The sequence below is a fragment of the Streptomyces triticagri genome, from assembly GCF_003429565.1.
Lineage (GTDB): Bacteria > Actinomycetota > Actinomycetes > Streptomycetales > Streptomycetaceae > Streptomyces > Streptomyces triticagri.
Map to the genome: position 1 here is coordinate 1 of NZ_QUAK01000194.1, position 18,073 is coordinate 18,073.

16 protein-coding genes and 1 riboswitch are annotated in these 18,073 nt (G+C 68.6%); of the genes, 11 read left to right on the top strand and 5 right to left on the bottom strand.

Translation table 11 applies throughout. The features are described 5' to 3' along the window. Positions 1-44 precede the first annotated feature (44 nt). Positions 45-1,253: a quinolinate synthase NadA gene (nadA, locus tag DY218_RS26515; RefSeq protein WP_128558655.1), complete on the bottom strand. Its 1,209-nt coding sequence runs from the start codon at positions 1,251-1,253 to the stop codon at positions 45-47. A 302-nt stretch (positions 1,254-1,555) separates the two neighbouring features. Between nadA and DY218_RS26520 the strand changes: the two genes are divergently transcribed. After that, the gene (locus DY218_RS26520; RefSeq protein WP_128558656.1) at positions 1,556-1,912 is read left to right on the top strand and encodes a HesB/IscA family protein; all 357 of its coding nucleotides are present in this window, start codon (positions 1,556-1,558) and stop codon (positions 1,910-1,912) included. An 86-nt stretch (positions 1,913-1,998) separates the two neighbouring features. Here the strand turns inward: DY218_RS26520 and DY218_RS26525 are convergent, their stop codons facing one another. Next, positions 1,999-3,510: a hypothetical protein gene (locus tag DY218_RS26525; protein ID WP_128558657.1), complete on the bottom strand. Its 1,512-nt coding sequence runs from the start codon at positions 3,508-3,510 to the stop codon at positions 1,999-2,001. 181 nt (positions 3,511-3,691) lie between these two features. Continuing rightward, entirely contained in the window at positions 3,692-3,892 is a 201-nt protein-coding gene (locus DY218_RS26530) for a hypothetical protein (protein ID WP_128558658.1), read from the bottom strand. A gap of 135 nt (positions 3,893-4,027) precedes the next feature. Here DY218_RS26530 and DY218_RS26535 point away from each other — a divergent pair, with 135 nt between their 5' ends. Further along, a complete protein-coding gene (locus DY218_RS26535) occupies positions 4,028-5,002 on the top strand; it encodes a carbohydrate kinase family protein (protein ID WP_128558659.1) in 975 nt (324 codons plus the stop codon). A gap of 141 nt (positions 5,003-5,143) precedes the next feature. Here the strand turns inward: DY218_RS26535 and DY218_RS26540 are convergent, their stop codons facing one another. Next, positions 5,144-6,541 carry a cysteine desulfurase/sulfurtransferase TusA family protein gene (locus DY218_RS26540; protein WP_128558660.1) on the bottom strand — a complete coding sequence of 466 codons (1,398 nt, stop codon included), beginning with the start codon at positions 6,539-6,541 and terminating at the stop codon, positions 5,144-5,146. Positions 6,542-6,876: 335 nt separating this feature from the next. Between DY218_RS26540 and ctaC the strand changes: the two genes are divergently transcribed. From ctaC to DY218_RS26560, 4 genes are all read left to right on the top strand, one after another. Then, positions 6,877-7,869, top strand: coding sequence for an aa3-type cytochrome oxidase subunit II (gene ctaC, locus DY218_RS26545; protein WP_407703689.1), 993 nt, complete (start codon positions 6,877-6,879; stop codon positions 7,867-7,869). Further along, positions 7,866-9,602, top strand: coding sequence for an aa3-type cytochrome oxidase subunit I (ctaD, locus tag DY218_RS26550; RefSeq protein WP_128558661.1), 1,737 nt, complete (start codon positions 7,866-7,868; stop codon positions 9,600-9,602). Before ctaC ends, ctaD begins: the two co-directional genes overlap by 4 nt. Then, the gene (locus DY218_RS26555) at positions 9,599-9,997 is read left to right on the top strand and encodes a cytochrome c oxidase subunit 4 (protein ID WP_128558662.1); all 399 of its coding nucleotides are present in this window, start codon (positions 9,599-9,601) and stop codon (positions 9,995-9,997) included. Before ctaD ends, DY218_RS26555 begins: the two co-directional genes overlap by 4 nt. Positions 9,998-10,125: 128 nt before the next feature. Beyond that, positions 10,126-11,382: a L,D-transpeptidase gene (locus DY218_RS26560; protein WP_128558663.1), complete on the top strand. Its 1,257-nt coding sequence runs from the start codon at positions 10,126-10,128 to the stop codon at positions 11,380-11,382. Positions 11,383-11,464: 82 nt separating this feature from the next. Here DY218_RS26560 and DY218_RS26565 read toward each other — a convergent pair whose 3' ends face one another. Further along, positions 11,465-11,866 carry a hypothetical protein gene (locus DY218_RS26565; RefSeq protein WP_128558664.1) on the bottom strand — a complete coding sequence of 134 codons (402 nt, stop codon included), beginning with the start codon at positions 11,864-11,866 and terminating at the stop codon, positions 11,465-11,467. A 223-nt stretch (positions 11,867-12,089) separates the two neighbouring features. On the opposite strand from DY218_RS26565, the gene ctaE reads away from it, so the two are divergent. The 5 genes from ctaE (at position 12,090) to trpD (ending at position 17,500) form a co-directional block, all read left to right on the top strand. Next, positions 12,090-12,710 (top strand): aa3-type cytochrome oxidase subunit III, encoded by a 621-nt coding sequence (ctaE, locus tag DY218_RS26570; protein ID WP_128558665.1) that lies wholly within the window; start codon positions 12,090-12,092, stop codon positions 12,708-12,710. 76 nt (positions 12,711-12,786) lie between these two features. Continuing rightward, complete coding sequence (qcrC, locus tag DY218_RS26575; protein ID WP_128558666.1) at positions 12,787-13,596, top strand: cytochrome bc1 complex diheme cytochrome c subunit; 810 nt, start codon at positions 12,787-12,789, stop codon at positions 13,594-13,596. After that, a complete protein-coding gene (gene qcrA, locus DY218_RS26580; RefSeq protein ID WP_128558667.1) occupies positions 13,593-14,651 on the top strand; it encodes a cytochrome bc1 complex Rieske iron-sulfur subunit in 1,059 nt (352 codons plus the stop codon). The genes qcrC and qcrA overlap by 4 nt, the downstream gene beginning before the upstream one ends. Further along, positions 14,648-16,294, top strand: coding sequence for a cytochrome bc1 complex cytochrome b subunit (gene qcrB / locus DY218_RS26585; protein ID WP_128558668.1), 1,647 nt, complete (start codon positions 14,648-14,650; stop codon positions 16,292-16,294). The genes qcrA and qcrB overlap by 4 nt, the downstream gene beginning before the upstream one ends. Before the next feature lie 141 nt (positions 16,295-16,435). Next, positions 16,436-17,500, top strand: coding sequence for an anthranilate phosphoribosyltransferase (gene trpD / locus DY218_RS26590; protein WP_128558669.1), 1,065 nt, complete (start codon positions 16,436-16,438; stop codon positions 17,498-17,500). 352 nt (positions 17,501-17,852) lie between these two features. Beyond that, a riboswitch (SAM riboswitch) is annotated at positions 17,853-17,969 on the top strand. Positions 17,970-18,073 lie beyond the last annotated feature (104 nt).

Sequence of the window (18,073 nt, forward strand, 5' to 3'; positions counted from 1 at the left end):
CGTTCACGAACGGGGCGCCCCATCGGCGTAGGTACGGGTGGCTGCTACGGAAGCGCCAGCATCCGCTCGAGCGCGAGCTTGGCGAAGCTCTCCGTCTCCTTGTCCACCTCGATGCGGTTGACCAGGTTGCCCTCCGCGAGCGACTCCAGGGTCCACACCAGGTGCGGCAGGTCGATCCGGTTCATCGTCGAGCAGAAGCAGACCGTCTTGTCGAGGAAGACGATCTCCTTGCCCTCGTCCGCGAAGCGGTTGGCGAGCCGGCGGACCAGATTCAGCTCGGTGCCGATCGCCCACTTCGAGCCGGCGGGCGCCGCCTCCAGGGCCTTGATGATGTACTCCGTCGAGCCCACGTAGTCCGCCGCCGAGACGACCTCGTGCTTGCACTCGGGGTGCACCAGCACATTGACGCCCGGTATGCGCTCGCGCACGTCGTTCACCGAGTCGAGCGAGAAGCGGCCGTGCACCGAGCAGTGACCGCGCCAGAGGATCATCTTCGCCGCGCGCAGCTGCTCCACGGTGAGCCCGCCGCCGGGCTTGTGCGGGTTGTAGACCACGCAGTCGTCGAGGGACATGCCCATGTCCCGTACCGCGGTGTTCCGGCCGAGGTGCTGGTCGGGCAGGAACAGCACCTTGGTGGCGCCGGGCGCTCCCTGCTCGAAGGCCCAGTCGAGGGCCCGTTTCGCATTGGACGAGGTGCAGATGGTGCCGCCGTGCTTGCCGGTGAACGCCTTGATGTCCGCCGAGGAGTTCATGTACGAGACGGGCACGACCTGTTCGGCGATGCCGGCCTCGGTCAGTACGTCCCAGCACTCGGCGACCTGCTCGGCGCTCGCCATGTCGGCCATCGAGCAGCCGGCCGCGAGATCGGGCAGGACCACCTTCTGGTCGTCCCCGGTGAGGATGTCGGCCGACTCGGCCATGAAGTGCACACCGCAGAAGACGATGTACTCGGCCTCGGGCCGCGCGGCGGCGTCCCTGGCCAGCTTGAAGGAGTCGCCGGTGACGTCGGCGAACTGGATGACCTCGTCGCGCTGGTAGTGGTGGCCGAGCACGAAGACCTTGTCCCCAAGCTTCTCCTTGGCCGCGCGGGCGCGCTCCACCAGGTCCGGGTCGGATGCGGCGGGCAGGTCGCCGGGGCACTCCACGCCGCGCTCGCTCCTCGGGTCGGCCTCGCGGCCGAGCAGGAGCAGGGCGAGCGGTGTCGCGGTTACGTCGAGATCCTGGCGAGGCTGGGCGGTGGTCACGTCACGCACCCTTTCTACGTGTTGATGAGTGCGGCGCGAGCCGCTCCCGCGGAGTCCGTGCGGTGACGCCAGGACCCCTTCTCGTCTAAATGACGCTATCTATCATAACCGCTTCACGTCAGTTTGACGATGGCCATCATGTCGATGTGACGCATTCCCGGGCGGCCGGGCCGCACCGTAGCCACCGGGTGTGTGCGAGCATGAAGGACAGGAACGGCGCTGGATATTTCTTCAGCCCGCCCGGAATGAATCCGGGGCCACGGCGGTTGTCGCCGTCGGCAAGCAGTCCGAACAACCCGGGAGAGAAGCAGATGTCCGTATCGGACGAGAAGACCACGGTCAGCGACGGCATCCTCCTGTCCGACGCCGCCGCGGGCAAGGTCAAGGCCCTGCTCGAGCAGGAGGGTCGCGACGATCTCGCGCTGCGCGTGGCCGTTCAGCCCGGCGGCTGCTCGGGCCTGCGGTACCAGCTGTTCTTCGACGAGCGCTCGCTCGACGGTGACGTCGTCAAGGACTTCGGCGGCGTCAAGGTGGTCACCGACCGCATGAGCGCTCCGTACCTGGGCGGCGCCTCGATCGACTTCGTCGACACCATCGAGAAGCAGGGCTTCACGATCGACAATCCGAACGCCACCGGCTCCTGCGCCTGCGGCGACTCCTTCAGCTGACCGACTGCAGCTGAGCGGCCCGCCCTTCCCCTCGAGGGGAAGGGCGGGCCGCTGTGTGTCGTGCTGCTGCCGTCCTGCCGCCGCGGTCAACGCTTCGGCAGCGCCGTCCCGTTGGACCCGACGACCTCGCGGTCGCCGAGCGGCTTGTCCAGCGTGACCTTCACCGTCTGCTGCTTGGCGATCATGATGCAGGCGGTGTCCTTCTTGATCGGCGTCCCGGTGATGCGCACCTCGACCCGGTCGCCCTTCTCCTTCGCGTCAGCGCTGTACTTGCTGCACACCCCGCCCCAGAACTTCAGCGTCAGGGTCCTGCCGTCGGCGTCGTAGGACTCGGGGCGCACGCTGCGCGGGCCCTGCTCGGTGCCGTCCCGCGGCGGCTCGGTCCCGGTGGGTGCCGGCGTCGGCTCCGCGGAGCGCGGCGCGGCCAGGAACTTCGGCTCCACCGCGGGGTGCGTGAGGGTGACATCGCGGTCCGAGCCGTTGTTCCGCACGGTGTACAGCCACGAAGGCACCAATGTGTGCCGCCCGTTCTCGAAGTGCACGGCGAGGCCGAACTCGGCGCTCCGTACGTCCACGGGGGCGGGCTTCTTGCCCGATGAGGTGGGCTTGCCGTCCGGCGCGCAGGGGGCGACCGGCTTGCTTGCGACGCCGCCGTCCTTGCCGGTGCCCGCGTCGTCCTTCGTGGTCGAGCCGACGTCCTGCGGTACCGCACTCGCGCAGCCGCCGATGCCGCCGCGGGGCTTGCCCGAGCCGGCGGAGTTCAGTCGCTCCAGCGTCTTCTCGGCACCCGCCACCGGATACTCGGCGCCCTTCACGGGCTCGCTCAGCCGGCCGCTGCCGCCGCTGACCACACCGTCGGGGCCCACCTGGATGCCGACCGACCAGCCGTAGGTCGGCAGACCGCCGATCACCGGGTCGGCGTTGACCACCCGTACCGCGCCCATGGTCTGCTCGGCGTCGGTCTTCGCGTCGCTCAGGCCGAGCGCCTTCAGGACCGGGGCGGCGGCCTTCTTCGCGGCCGCCTCGCTGACCGCCTTGCTGTCGTCGGCCGAGCCGCGCGCCGTCCCCGCCGAGCCGCCGACCGTCGTACAGGCCTTTCCCTTGGGGCAGTTGTCGGTGTCGCTCGGGCGGTGCAGCGTGTACGTCCAGGCGCCCGGGGCCGCACGGCCGACCTGGAGCAGCGGTCCGTCCTTCGGGTTGCCCACCCGCCAGGTGTTGCCCTCGGCCCGCGGGGAGCCCTTCACATCGAGCGCCTCGGCCAGCTTCGCGACGCTCGCGGAGTCGACCTTCGCCTTCGCCCGGTACACCGGCGCCGAGTCCGGCCCGTCGGGCAGCTTGTCCGCGGCGCGGTAGATCACCCCGCCCGGTGCGGGCTCGCCGGGCGCCACGCCTTCGGTGTGGCCGTCCAGGTCCAACGGCGGGGGAGTGGCGCCGTCCGCGCCCGCACCCGCATCGGCGCGCGGGCTGTCCCCGGAGGCGTTGGTGGCCAGATACGCGCCGCCACCCCCGGCGATCAGTACCGCGGCCGCGACGGACACGACGGCCAGCGGAGTGCGTCGTCGGCGGGGGCCGCTCTCGTCCGGTCGTTCGGTGCTCACCGCATCGCTCCTTCGCCTGCGCCGGCCCAGGGCCGTACGTCATGTCCCCAGAATGTCCCCGGAGAATGTTCCCCGGATGAGGAATCGACGATGGGACGAAGCGGAGGGGCGCACGGTTCCCGGAACGCGCCCCTCAAGGCGGCGTCCCCGAGGATCAGGGCGAGGTGTGCGAGGGCCGGAGCTAGTCCCCGTAGTCCGACATCTGGTCGAGCATGCGCGCCGAGGTGCTCGGCACCCGCACGCCGTGGATCAGGGACGGAGCCACTGGTGCGGTGGTCGGCTCGGCCGGGGTCGACCAGTGCGCGACCATCCGCGCGCAGTCCCCGCGCAGCTGGTCCAGATCGAGGTCGGAGTGCTCCGGCAGGCCGGTATGGGTCGACATAACGGAACCGTACGCACGGCACACCCCCATGAGAAAGGTCTACTATCGGGTAGTTTTGCCTGTTCAGTGAAGCGGCCGGGACCCGGTAGCGTGAAGCGTCAGCTCCTCCCGTCGCCTCCCGCAGGAGACTCAGCCGTGCGTATCGCAGTCACCGGCTCCATCGCCACCGACCACCTCATGACCTTCCCCGGCCGTTTCGCCGACCAACTGGTCGCGGATCAGCTGCACACGGTCTCTCTCTCGTTCCTCGTCGACAACCTCGACGTACGCAGAGGAGGCGTCGGTGCCAACATCGCCTTCGGCATGGGCCAGCTGGGCGCAGGCCCGGTCCTGGTCGGCGCCGCGGGCGCCGACTTCGACGAGTACCGCGCCTGGCTCGACCGGCACGGTGTGGACACCGCCTCCGTACGGATCTCGGAGGTGCTGCACACCGCCCGCTTCGTCTGCACCACGGACGCCGACCACAATCAGATCGGCTCCTTCTACACCGGCGCGATGAGCGAGGCCCGCCTCATCGAGCTGCACTCCGTCGCCGAGCGAGTCGGCGGCCTCGACCTGGTGCTGATCGGCGCCGACGACCCGGAGGCGATGCTCCGCCACACCGAGGAGTGCCGCAGCCGCAGCATCCCGTTCGCCGCCGACTTCTCGCAGCAGATCGCCCGCATGGACGGCGAGGAGATCCGCACCCTCATGGACGGCGCGACGTACCTCTTCTCCAACGAGTACGAGAAGGGGCTCATCGAGACCAAGACCGGCTGGAGCGACCAGGAGGTCCTCGAGCGGGTCGGTCACCGGGTCACCACGCTCGGCGCCCGCGGCGTCCGCATCGAGCGCGTGGGCGAGGACCCGATCGAGGTCGGCTGCCCGGAGGAGACCGCCAAGGTCGACCCGACCGGCGTCGGCGACGCCTTCCGCGCCGGCTTCCTGTCCGGGCTCGGCTGGGGCGTCGGCCTGGAGCGCGCCGCCCAGGTCGGCTGCATGCTGGCCACCCTGGTCATCGAGACCCTCGGCACCCAGGAGTACACGCTGCGCGGCGTCACCTTCATGGACCGCTTCACCAAGGCCTACGGCTACGACGCGGCGACCGAGGTCCGCGAGCATCTGTCGTAGTCCGCGACCGAGCATGTGCCGCAGGGGATCACGCCCCGCGGACGCACCCGATTCATGACAGCGGCCCCCGGCCCGCCCTCTCGCTCACGCGCGAGGAATGCGGACCGGGGGCCGCCGTCGCACGAGGCGGGGCCGCGCCCCTCAGGTGAGCCGCCGCACCCGGTACGCCACGCCCCCGTCCACCGGCTGCTCGCCCTCGTAGGCCTGCTCGCGCATCTCGCACCAGGCCGGGATGTCGAGGCGGGCGGCCGCGTCGTCCGACAGGACCGTCACCGTGCCGCCCACCGGCACCCGGCCGATCACCTTGGCCAGTTCGATCACCGGGATCGGGCACCGCTTGCCGAGCGCGTCGACGACCAGCTCCGCCGATGCGTCCTCGCCGGCCGAGGCGTCCGCCGGGTCCCCTGCGGCCGGCACGCCCAGTTTGGCGCGCACCTCCGCCACCGCTCCGGGCACCACCTGCAGGAACCGGTCGACGTCGTCGTCCGCGGTGCCCAGCGGCAGCGACACCCGGATGTTCCCCTCGCTGAGCACACCCATCGCCTTCAGGACATGGCTGGGCGTCAGGGTGGAGCTGGTGCACGAGGAGCCCGACGACACCGAGAAGCCGGCCCGGTCCAGCTCGTGCAGCAGGGTCTCTCCATCGACATGGAGACACGAGAAGGTCAGCAGATGCGGCAGCCGCCGCTCCGGATCGCCGACCACCTCCACGTCCGGCACCAGTTCGGCCACCCGACGCCGGATCCGGTCCGTCAACTCGCGCAGCCTGGCCGCCTCCTGGGCCGCCTCCGCCCGTACCGCCCGCAGCGAGGCCGCCGCGGCGACCACCGCCGGGATGTTCTCGAAGCCGGCGGCCCGGCCCGACTCCCGTTCGTCGGACGGGCCTTGTGGCGCGAAGCGCACTCCCTTGCGTACGACGAGAAGACCGACACCGGACGGACCGCCCCATTTGTGCGCACTGCCCGCGAGCAGCGACCAGTCACCCGGCACCGGCCCCCACAGCAACGACTGCGCCGCGTCCACCAGGAGCGGAACCCCCGCGGCACGACACGCAGACGCCACCTCCGGCACCGGCTGCCGCGTGCCCACCTCGTGGTTGGCCGACTGCAGACAGGCCAGCGCGGTGTCCGCCCGCAGCAGCGCGGCGAACTCCGCCGGATCGACCCGCCCCGCACGGTCGACGGGCACCTCCTGCACCTCACCGCCCGACGCCTCGTGCGCCGCCGCCGAATGGAGTACGCACGAATGCTCGACGGAGGACACCACGAGATGCCGCCCCACCCGCGACCGGCCGGCCAGCGCGCCGGACATCGCCGCATGCACCGCACGCGTACCGGAGGAGGTGAACACCAGCTCGTCCGGCCGGCACCCCACCGCATCCGCGGCCGCCTCGCGCGCGGCATCGAGCAGCAACCTGGCGCGCCGGCCCTCCCGATGGAGCCGGGCCGGGTCGGCCCAGCCCTCGTCGAGGGAGGCCTCGAGGGCCTGCCGGGCCACCGGGTGCAGAGGGACGGAGGATGCGGCGTCGAAGTAGGGCACGCGCTCACGCTAACCCCGGTCCCGGGACGAGCTGCGGCGACCCGTGCCCCGCCTCGTACAGACGACTCACCGACCGGCCGGGATGCCCCGGCGAACCGGTGGAGCCTCCGTCAGATACCGCGCCGAGCCGCCGAATCGGAGTGCCGGGGCGCCTGCTCACCACCCCTTCGGGGAGTGCCGCGGCGCGTTGGGCACCCTCCCCGCGCGACCCCAAATAGCGTCCAGTAGGGTTTGGTCCGCATAAACATCCAAACCCTGCCCGTACAGGGTCCGGAGCCCGACCACCTCCAAGGACGAGCCCGGCCGAGCGGGCGAGACTCTCGGGAAGGCGCTACGTGAGTCCCAACGGCTCCGACCTCCCCCACCGCCTGAAGGGCGTGGGCGGTACCCCCATGTCGCGGCGCCCGATGCGGCGGAAGCTGCTCCAGGCGCTGACTGCGGGCCTGATCCTGGCATCCGCCACAGGATGCACATACAAGGACTTTCCCCGCCTCGGCATGCCGACCCCGACCACGGAGGAGGCGCCGCGGATCCTGTCGCTCTGGCAGGGCTCGTGGGCGGCAGCCCTCGTCACGGGCGTGCTCGTATGGGGCCTGATCCTGTGGAGTGTCATCTTCCACCGGCGCAGCCGCACCAAGGTCGAGGTTCCCCAGCAGACCCGGTACAACATGCCCATCGAGGCGCTGTACACCGTGGTCCCGCTGATCATCGTCTCGGTCCTCTTCTACTTCACCGCTCGTGACGAGTCGAAGCTCCTCGCGCTCGACGAGAAGCCCACCCACACCATCAATGTGGTCGGCTTCCAGTGGAGCTGGGCCTTCAACTACATCGAGGACGTCGAGGGCTCGAGCGGCGACGCGAAGAAGGACGAGAACCTCAAGGCGATCCCCAACCGGTTCGTCGAGCAGTTCCCGGACAACGCGGGCGGTGTGCACCACGTCGGCACTCCCGGCGAACGCAATCCGCAGAACAAGAACCCGGGCCCGACCCTGTGGCTGCCGAAGGGCGAGAAGGTCCGGTTCGTCCTGACCTCCCGCGATGTCATCCACTCCTTCTGGGTGGTGCCGTTCCTGATGAAGCAGGACGTCATCCCGGGACACACCAACACCTTCGAGGTGACTCCGAACAAGGAGGGCACCTTCATGGGTAAGTGCGCCGAGCTCTGCGGCGTCGATCACTCCCGGATGCTCTTCAACGTCAAGGTCGTCTCCCCCGAGCGCTACAAGGAGCATCTCGAGGAGCTGGCCGAGAAGGGCCAGACCGGCTACGTCCCGTCGGGCATCGAGCAGACGGACCCGGCCAGGAATGCGGAGAAGAACCAACTGTGAGCATCCTCAACGAACCCCAGGGTGCCGCCGCAGCCGACGACTCATACGAGAACGAGCTGCCGGTACGGCGCAAGGAGCCGGGCAATGTCGTCGTCAAGTGGCTCACCACCACTGACCACAAGACGATCGGTTCGCTCTACCTGATCACGTCGTTCGCGTTCTTCTGCATCGGCGGCGTGATGGCGCTCTTCATGCGCGCCGAACTCGCCCGTCCCGGCACGCAGATCATGTCGAACGAGCAGTTCAACCAGGCGTTCACGATGCACGGCACGATCATGCTGCTGATGTTCGCGACGCCCCTGTTCGCCGGCTTCGCGAACTGGATCATGCCGCTGCAGATCGGCGCCCCCGACGTCGCGTTCCCGCGCCTGAACATGTTCGCCTACTGGCTCTACCTGTTCGGCTCGATCATCGCGGTGGCCGGCTTCCTCACCCCGCAGGGTGCCGCGGACTTCGGCTGGTTCGCGTACTCGCCGCTGTCCGACGCGGTGCGTTCGCCGGGTGTCGGCGCCGACATGTGGATCATGGGTCTGGCCTTCTCCGGCTTCGGCACGATCCTCGGCTCGGTCAACTTCATCACCACGATCATCTGCATGCGTGCCCCTGGCATGACGATGTTCCGGATGCCGATCTTCACCTGGAACGTCCTGCTGACCGGTGTGCTCGTGCTCCTCGCCTTCCCGGTGCTCGCCGCCGCGCTGTTCGCCCTGGAGGCGGACCGTAAGTTCGGAGCGCAGATCTTCAGTCCGGAGAACGGAGGTTCGCTGCTCTGGCAGCATCTGTTCTGGTTCTTCGGGCATCCAGAGGTGTACATCATCGCCTTGCCGTTCTTCGGCATCGTCTCCGAGGTCATCCCGGTCTTCTCGCGGAAGCCGATCTTCGGTTACTCGGGTCTGGTGGGCGCGACGATCGCCATCGCCGGCCTCTCGGTGACGGTCTGGGCGCACCACATGTATGTGACGGGCGGCGTGCTGTTGCCGTTCTTCTCCTTCATGACCTTCCTCATCGCGGTACCGACCGGTGTGAAGTTCTTCAACTGGATCGGCACGATGTGGAAGGGATCGCTCTCCTTCGAGACACCGATGCTCTGGTCGATCGGCTTCCTGATCACCTTCCTCTTCGGTGGTCTGACCGGTGTCATCCTGGCTTCGCCGCCGATGGACTTCCACGTCTCGGACTCGTACTTCGTGGTGGCGCACTTCCACTACGTGGTGTTCGGCACCGTCGTCTTCGCGATGTTCGCCGGATTCCACTTCTGGTGGCCGAAGTTCACCGGCAAGATGCTGGACGAGCGCCTCGGCAAGATCACCTTCTGGACGCTGTTCGTCGGCTTCCACGGCACGTTCCTGGTCCAGCACTGGCTGGGCGCCGAGGGCATGCCGCGCCGGTACGCGGACTACCTCGCGGCCGACGGGTTCACCGCGCTGAACACCATCTCCACGATCAGCTCGTTCCTGCTCGGCATGTCGATCCTGCCGTTCTTCTACAACATCTGGAAGACGGCCAAGTACGGCAAGCAGATCGAGGTCGACGACCCCTGGGGCTACGGGCGTTCGCTGGAGTGGGCGACCTCCTGCCCGCCGCCGCGGCACAACTTCCTCACGCTGCCGCGGATCCGGTCCGAATCCCCGGCGTTCGACCTGCACCACCCTGAGATCTCCGCCATCGACCAGCTCGGGCACTCCGGGCACGGGGCCTCGGCCCTCTCCGGCAGCAAGGAGGCCGGCAAGTGAAGATCCAGGGCAAGATGTTCCTCTGGCTCAGCGTCTTCCTGCTGATCATGGCGGCCGTGTACGGCGTCTGGTCGAAGGAGCCGGTCGGTACGACGGCGCTGGTCCTGTCCTTCGGGCTGAGCCTGATGATCGGCTTCTACCTGGCGTTCACGGCCAACCGCGTCGACGCGATGGCCCAGGACAACAAGGAGGCCGATGTCGCGGACGAGGCCGGCGAGGTGGGGTTCTTCTCCCCGCACAGCTGGCAGCCGCTCGCGCTCGGTGTCGGCGGCGCCCTGGCCTTCCTGGGCGTCGCGATCGGCTGGTGGCTGCTGTACTTCTCGGCGCCGCTGCTGCTGGTCGGACTGTGGGGCTGGGTCTTCGAGTACTACCGCGGAGAGAGCCAGAACCAGTAACACACCGCACTGCCCGAGGGACCCGGACACTCCACCAGGAGGTCCGGGTCCCTCTTTTGCCCCGTCGGGTGACCCTCGTACGGGTCACCCGACGCGCCGGAATTGACGGTGGTTCATACCGTCGGACCATGAGCCACTCACCGCGAATCCGCACGGTACTGAGCTGCACGCTCCTTGTCGTCGCCCTCGGGGCGGGCGCCGTGGGCTGCGGCAGCACCGACGGCCATCCGCTCTCGGCGCAGCCGTACGACGCGGCGGGCCAGGTCGACTTCAACGGTCCCTCCGAAGGCAAGAAGGCCGACCCGGACAAGCCCATCGAGGTCACCGGGCAGGGCGACGACGGCCGCATCACCGATGTGACGGCCACCGACGCGGCCGGCCGCTACGTGGCGGGCGAACTCTCCGCCGACGGCACCCGCTGGCACTCCACGACGCCGCTGGCCGCCGAGGCGATGTACACGGTCCGGGTCAGCACGGAGAACGAGGACGGCTCGCCGGGCCGCAAGCAGCTCACCTTCGAGACGGGCGCCGCCAAGAAGAAGCAGCTGAAGGTCGAGTTCGGCCCGGAGGCGGGGACGTACGGGGTCGGCCAGCCCGTCACGGCCGAGCTCAGCGAACCGGTGAAGGACAAGGAGGCCCGAGCGGTGGTCGAACGGGCCCTCAAGGTCCGCTCACAGCCGGCCGCCGAGGGATCCTGGCACTGGGTGGACAGCAAGAAGCTGCACTACCGCCCGAAGGACTACTGGCCCGCGAACGCGACCATCGAGGTCAGCTCGAACCTGCGCGGCATCAAGGTCACCGACAAGCTCAGGGGCGGCGAGTCCAAGCCGCTGAAGCTGAAGACGGGCGACCGTATCGAGGCCGTCGCGGACGCCGGCGCTCACTACATGACGGTGTACCGCAACGGCGAGGAGATCAACTCGATCCCGGTGACGACCGGCAAGCCCGGCTTCTCCACCCGCAACGGCACCAAGGTGGTGCTCGGCAAGGAGTACTTCGTCCGGATGCGCGGGACCAGCATCGGCATCGCCGAGGGCACTTCGGACTCGTACGACCTGCCCGTGTACTACGCGACGAGACTCACCGACACGGGTGAGTACGTGCACGCGGCGCCCTGGTCGGTGGGCTCGCACGGGGCGGCCAACGTCAGCCACGGCTGTGTGGGCATGAGCACCGGCAACGCCGCCTGGTTCTACGAGACCGTACGGCAGGGCGACCTGGTGCGGACCGTCAACAGCGACGGCGAGGACATGCCCGCCTTCGGCAACGGCCTGGGTGACTGGAATCTCAGTTGGAACAAGTGGCGTGCGGGCAGCGCCGTGTTCGGCGACGCCCCCGACGGGCGCAGCAAGGTCGACGCCGCGCGGCTGCGGCCACAGGTCTGACCCGATGCCGCCCGGGCGCCCCACGGGGCGTCTCGCGGACTGCGGGCCCTGCGGGCGCACGCGACGCCCGCAGGGACGATCCCTAGGCCCCGATGGCCAACCGTGTGCGCAGCAGCTGGGCCAGGGCCGAGGCGAACTCGACGGGCTCCACGGGCAGCGTCACGGCTGCCTCCGCGCGGCTCCAGGTGGCCAGCCAGGCGTCCTGCGGGCGGCCGATGAGCAGCAGTACGGGCGGGCAGTTGAAGATCTCGTCCTTGATCTGCCGGCAGACGCCCATGCCACCCGCGGGAGTGGTCTCGCCGTCCAGGACGCAGACGTCCACGCCGCCCTCGCCGAGCTCCTTGAGTACCGCGGGCATCGTGGCGCACTCGATGAACCGCACCTGGGGTACGTCGGCCGCCGGGCGCCGTCCCGTGGCAAGGCGCACCTGTTCGCGGGTGTCGGCGTTGTCGCTGTAGACCAGGACCGTGGCGGTCGCCTGCATCGTTCCTCCGTGACTGCGCTGTCAGTTGGCCGTCTGGGCTGTCGGAGCTTCCGGCCCGGTGAGGGCCCTGCCGGTCATGAACCGATGGCCGGATGCTACTCCGTCCAACACCCCGTCAACACCGGTACGGACAGGCCTTCGATGGGCCATCCGGGCTGGACATCGGGGCGGAACACTCCGAACGGCACCCCCCGGGGTGAGGGCGGGATAAGCGACCGACATAATGTCGGTCGTGGCGACAGCAACGACAGTAGATACCGGGCACGCGCACCCGTCGGTCAATCGGCCGAACCTCACCAGCGTCGGAACCATCATCTGGCTGAGTTCCGAGCTGATGTTCTTCGCGGCCCTTTTCGCGATGTACTTCACCCTGCGTTCGGTTACGGGTGCCGAGCACTGGAAGGAAATGGCCTCGGCCCTGAACTTCCCGTTCTCCCTCACGAACACCACGATCCTGGTGCTCTCTTCACTCACCTGCCAGCTCGGCGTTTTCGCCGCCGAGCGCGGGGACGTGAAGAAGCTCCGGATGTGGTTCATCGTGACCTTCATCATGGGATCGGTGTTCATCGGAGGTCAGGTCCTCGAGTACACGGAGCTGGTCAAGCACGAGGGGCTCTCACTCTCGTCCGACCCGTACGGCTCCGTGTTCTACCTGACCACCGGCTTCCACGGCCTGCACGTGACGGGCGGGCTCATCGCCTTCCTCCTCGTCCTCGGGAGGACCTACGCGGCCAGGAGGTTCACCCACGAGCAGGCAACCGCCGCCATCGTCGTGTCCTACTACTGGCACTTCGTCGATGTCGTCTGGATCGGCCTCTTCGCCACGATCTACATGATCAAGTAACCCGGCACCGCACCGGCGGCATACCGGACACAGTCCAGAAGCATCGACGCAGAAGATCCTGACACCGGGGTAATCCGTGAAAAAGCTCTCCGCACGACGACGCCATCCGCTGGCGGCGGTCGTCGTCCTACTCCTCGCGCTGGCGGCCACCGGGGGGCTGTACGCCGCGTTCGCGCCGGCGGACAAGGCGCAGGCCGAAGAAACCGCCCAGTCCCTCGCCATCGACGAGGGCAAGAAGCTCTACTCCGTGGGCTGCTCCAGCTGCCACGGAACCGGCGGTCAGGGCGGCTCCGACGGCCCCAGCCTGGTGGGCGTCGGCTCCGCAGCCGTCGACTTCCAGGTGAGCACGGGCCGGATGCCCGCCCAGCAGCCGGGCGCCCAGGTGCCCAAGAAGAAGGCCATCTACTCGCAGGCGGAGATCGACCAGCTCTCGGCGTACATCGCGTCGCTCGGAGCCGGTCCCGTCACGCCCACCGAGAAGCAGTACAACCCCGAGGGCGCCGACATCGGCAAGGGTGGCGAGCTGTTCCGCAACAACTGCGCGCAGTGCCACAACTTCACCGGTCAGGGCGGCGCGCTCACGCACGGCAAGTACGCGCCGAATCTTGCGGACGTCTCGCCCAAGCACATCTACGAGGCCATGCAGACCGGCCCGCAGAACATGCCGTCCTTCCCCGACACCACGATGCCGGAGCAGCAGAAGCGCGACATCATCGGCTACCTCCAGTCGGTCAACAGCGAGAAGGCCGACAACCCGGGCGGACTCACCCTGGGGGGACTCGGCCCGGTCAGTGAGGGGCTGTTCGCCTGGATCTTCGGGCTCGGCGCGCTGATCGGCGTCGCCGTCTGGGTTGCCGCGCGGACCGCAAAGGCCAGGAAGTCATGAGTACCCAAGACATTCCAGAAGAGAACCTGCCGAGCGAGCAGGACGCCGGTCACGCCGCGGTCGCGGAGGCGGACGCCAAGGACCCGTTCGCGGATCCGGGTCTTCCGCCCCACGAGCACCGCATCCAGGACATCGACGAGCGGGCCGCCAAGCGCTCCGAGCGCACCGTCGCCCTGCTGTTCACGCTGTCCATGGTGGCCACGGTCGCGTTCATCGCGTCCTTCGTGGCCTTCCCGGTCGACAAGATCGTCTACATCTTCCCGTTCGGCCGGATCAGCGCGCTCAACTTCTCGCTCGGGCTGACCCTGGGCATCGCGCTGTTCTGCATCGGCGCCGGCGCGGTCCACTGGGCCCGCACCCTGATGTCCGACGTGGAGATCGCCGACGAGCGGCACCCGATCGAGGCCACCCCCGAGGTCAAGGCCAAGGTCATGGACGACTTCCGGCAGGGTGCCAAGGAGTCCGGCTTCGGTCGCCGCAAGCTGATCCGCAACACCATGTTCGGTGCGCTGACCCTGGTCCCGCTGTCCGGCCTGGTGCTGCTTCGCGACCTCGGTCCGCTGCCGGAGGACAAGCTGCGCCACACGCTGTGGTCCAAGGGCAAGCTCCTGGTCAACCAGAACACCAACGAGCCGCTGCGTCCCTCGGACGTCCGCGTCGGCTCCCTGACCTTCTGCAAGCCGGAGGGCCTGGAGGAGCACGACCACGACTTCCAGACGCAGATCGCCAAGGCCGCCCTGATGGTCGTCCGCATCAAGCCGGACGACATCAAGGACAAGCAGCAGCGCGAGTGGGCGCACGAGGGCATCGTCGCCTACTCGAAGATCTGCACCCACGTGGGTTGCCCGATCTCCCTGTACGAGCAGCAGACGCACCACGTCCTCTGCCCGTGCCACCAGTCCACCTTCGACCTCTCCGACGGCGCCCGAGTCATCTTCGGCCCGGCCGGTCACGCCCTGCCGCAGCTGCGCATCGGCGTGAACGAGGAGGGCTACCTCGAGGCGCTCGGCGACTTCGAAGAGCCCGTCGGTCCTGCCTTCTGGGAGCGCGGATGAGTACTGAAGAGACCAAGACCGCACCCGCGGCCGACTCGGGGCGCAAGGCGCCCGCGGGCGAGCGGGTCGCCGACTGGGCCGACGGCAGGCTGGGCATCTACGGCCTCGCCAAGGCCAACATGCGGAAGATCTTCCCGGACCACTGGTCCTTCATGCTGGGCGAGATCTGCCTCTACAGCTTCATCATCATCATCCTCACGGGTGTGTACCTGACGCTGTTCTTCCACCCGTCGATGAACGAGGTGGAGTACCACGGCAGTTACATCCCCATGCAGGGCCAGCTGGTGTCCGAGGCGTTCAACTCGACGATGCACATCAGCTTCGACGTCCGCGGCGGTCTGCTGATCCGGCAGATCCACCACTGGGCGGCGCTGATCTTCGTGGCCGCGATGCTGGTCCACATGATGCGCGTCTTCTTCACCGGCGCGTTCCGCAAGCCGCGTGAGGTCAACTGGGTCTTCGGCTTCCTGCTGCTCGTCCTCGGCATGTTCACCGGTTTCACCGGTTACTCGCTGCCGGACGACCTGCTCTCCGGTACCGGTGTGCGCTTCATGCAGGGCGCGATCCTGTCCGTACCGGTCGTCGGCACCTATCTGTCGATGTTCCTGTTCGGCGGGGAGTTCCCGGGCGGCGACTTCGTGGCCCGGTTCTACTCGATCCACATCCTGCTGCTGCCGGGCATCATGCTCGGCCTGCTCGTGGCGCATCTGATCCTGGTCTTCTACCACAAGCACACCCAGTTCGCGGGCCCCGGCAAGACGAACAAGAACGTCGTCGGCATGCCGCTGCTCCCGGTGTACATGGCGAAGGCCGGCGGGTTCTTCTTCCTGGTGTTCGGTGTGATCGCGGTCGTCGCGGCGGTCGCCTCGATCAACCCGATCTGGGCGATCGGCCCGTACCGGCCGGACATGGTCGGCACCGGTGCCCAACCCGACTGGTACATGGGCTTCTCCGAGGGCCTGATCCGTGTGATGCCTGGCTGGGAGATCAATCTGTGGGGCCACACGCTCGTCCTGGGTGTGTTCATCCCGCTGATCATCTTCCCGCTGGTCCTGGTGTCGATCGCGGTGTACCCGTTCATCGAGTCCTGGGTCACCGGGGACAAGCGCGAGCACCACATCCTGGACCGCCCGCGCAACGCCCCGACCCGTACGGCCTTCGGTGTCGCCTGGCTGACCTGGTACTTCGTCCTGCTCGTCGGTGGTGGTAACGACATCTGGGCGACGCACTTCAATCTGTCGATCAATGCGATCACCTGGTTCGTCCGGATCGCGTTCTTCGTCGCACCGGTGCTCGCCTTCGTCGCCACCAAGCGGATCTGCCTCGGACTGCAGCGCCGCGACAAGGACAAGGTCCTGCACGGCCGCGAGTCCGGCATCATCAAGCGGCTGCCGCACGGTGAGTTCATCGAGGTGCACGAGCCGCTCAGCCAGGAGGACCTGCACACCCTCACGGCACACGAGCAGTACGAGCCGGTCGCCATCGGTGCCACGACCGACGAGAACGGCGTGGAGCGCAAGGTGTCCGCCTCGCAGAAGCTGCGCGCCAAGCTCTCCGAGGGCTACTACGGGGAGGACAACCAGATCCCCAAGCCCACGGCGGACGAGTACAAGGAGATCACCAGCGGCCACGGCCACCACTGATCCCACCGGCAGTACCCGGCAGTACCTGCTGTGCCACCGCTCTGAGCCCCGTCCATTCGCTGGACGGGGCTCTTTGCGGTCCCGGGGCTTGGCTAGGCTGAGCCCCGTCCCGTATACGCCGCAACGACACCAGGAGCGACCATGAGCGCTGTGCACCCCGCTGGAGGCGACACCGCGGCGGCCCGTTCCTGGCCCGGCGTACTGAACGGCCTGCTCGACGGCCGCGACCAGAGCGCCGACGACACCGCCTGGGCGATGGACCGCATCATGCAGGGCGAGGCGACCGACGCGCAGATCGCGGCGTTCGCGGTGGCGCTGCGGGCCAAGGGCGAGACGGTGGAGGAGATCACGGGGCTCGTACGGGCGATGTACGAGCACGCCAATGTGATCGAGGTGCCGGGCGAGACCGTCGACATCGTCGGGACCGGCGGTGACGGCGCCAAGACCGTCAACATCTCCACCATGTCCGCGATCGTGGTGGCCGGCGCGGGCGCCAAGGTGGTCAAGCACGGCAACCGCGCCGCGTCGTCGGCCTCCGGGGCCTCGGACGTACTGGAGAAGCTCGGCGTCAACCTGGACCTGACGCCGCAGCGGGTCCGCGAGGTCGCCGAGGAAGCCGGTATCACCTTCTGCTTCGCCGTGAAGTTCCACCCGGCGCTGCGGTACGCGGGCGCCGCGCGCGGCCAGCTCGGCATTCGTACCGTCTTCAATCTGCTCGGCCCGCTGACCAACCCGGCCCAGGTGCGGGCCCAGGCGGTCGGCGTGGCCGATGTCCGGATGGCACCCGTGGTGGCCGGAGTCTTCGCCGAACGCGGCAACTCCTCGCTCGTCTTCCGCGGGGACGACGGGCTCGACGAGCTGACCGTGACGGGCACTTCGCGGGTGTGGGTGGTGCGGGACGGCGCGGTGCGGGAGGAGGTCTTCGACCCGCGGGACGTCGGCATCGAGCCGGTGGCGATCGACGCGTTGCGGGGTGGTGACCCCTCGTTCAATGCGGAGGTCGCGCGGCGGCTGCTCGACGGGGAGCGGGGGCCGGTCCGCGATGCGGTCGTGTTGAACTCTGCCGCGGCGTTGGTCGCGGTGCGACCGGGTTCGGGGTCTCTTGCTTCGCAGATTCGCGCGGGGATGGAGCGTGCGGAGGAGTCCATCGACTCCGGCGCGGCGGGGCGCGCGTTGGCGCGCTGGGTCGAGGTCAGCAACGCGTAGCGCCTTGCAGCGCGGCTTTGGCCATTGAGCTCGTCGGGTGTGCCCTTCAGCCCGTCCGGCGAGCAACTCAGCCCGTGCGGTGCGCAACTCAGCCCGTGCGGTGCGCAACTCAGCCCGTCCGGCGTTTGAGGACATCGGTAGACCGCACCCGAGCGGTGCGTCCGGTCAAAAGATGTCCTCAAACGCCGGACGGGCTGGGGGGTTGCGTGCCGCCGGTCAAAAGATGTCCTCAATCGCCGGACGGGCTGAAATGGCGCCGCACGGGCTGAGGTAGCCGGACGGGCTGAGGTGGTGGTCCGGTATGTGGACCCCGTGTTGCGCGAAGCGCGTCGCTTCGCATACGTTCTCCGCAGGTCATGAGCGACAGCGACTAGGCCCCGGCCCGCTGTCCGGCAACCCTCCGTCCGTGGCGGGGTGCCCCGGGTGAAGACCAGGCCGTAGGCAGCGAGGTCTGCGGCAAGCGCGGACCCCTGCAGCCCTGGGGTCCTGGTCCTCGAGGGAGCAGTCTCGTGAGCAAGCGAATGCGATAGGGCGCCTCCGCCCCACCTCCGGTCACACCCTTTTCCCTTTCTC

What these genes read in the sequence shown, in the direction of transcription:
- DY218_RS26520 (WP_128558656.1), top strand. Translation starts at nt 1,556, where the DNA reads ATGTCCGTATCGGACGAGAAGACCACGGTCAGCGACGGCATCCTCCTG.
- DY218_RS26530 (WP_128558658.1), bottom strand. Translation starts at nt 3,892, where the DNA reads ATGTCGACCCATACCGGCCTGCCGGAGCACTCCGACCTCGATCTGGAC.
- DY218_RS26560 (WP_128558663.1), top strand. Translation starts at nt 10,126, where the DNA reads ATGAGCCACTCACCGCGAATCCGCACGGTACTGAGCTGCACGCTCCTT.
- DY218_RS26565 (WP_128558664.1), bottom strand. Translation starts at nt 11,866, where the DNA reads ATGCAGGCGACCGCCACGGTCCTGGTCTACAGCGACAACGCCGACACC.
- ctaE (WP_128558665.1), top strand. Translation starts at nt 12,090, where the DNA reads ATGTCGGTCGTGGCGACAGCAACGACAGTAGATACCGGGCACGCGCAC.
- qcrA (WP_128558667.1), top strand. Translation starts at nt 13,593, where the DNA reads ATGAGTACCCAAGACATTCCAGAAGAGAACCTGCCGAGCGAGCAGGAC.
- qcrB (WP_128558668.1), top strand. Translation starts at nt 14,648, where the DNA reads ATGAGTACTGAAGAGACCAAGACCGCACCCGCGGCCGACTCGGGGCGC.
- trpD (WP_128558669.1), top strand. Translation starts at nt 16,436, where the DNA reads ATGAGCGCTGTGCACCCCGCTGGAGGCGACACCGCGGCGGCCCGTTCC.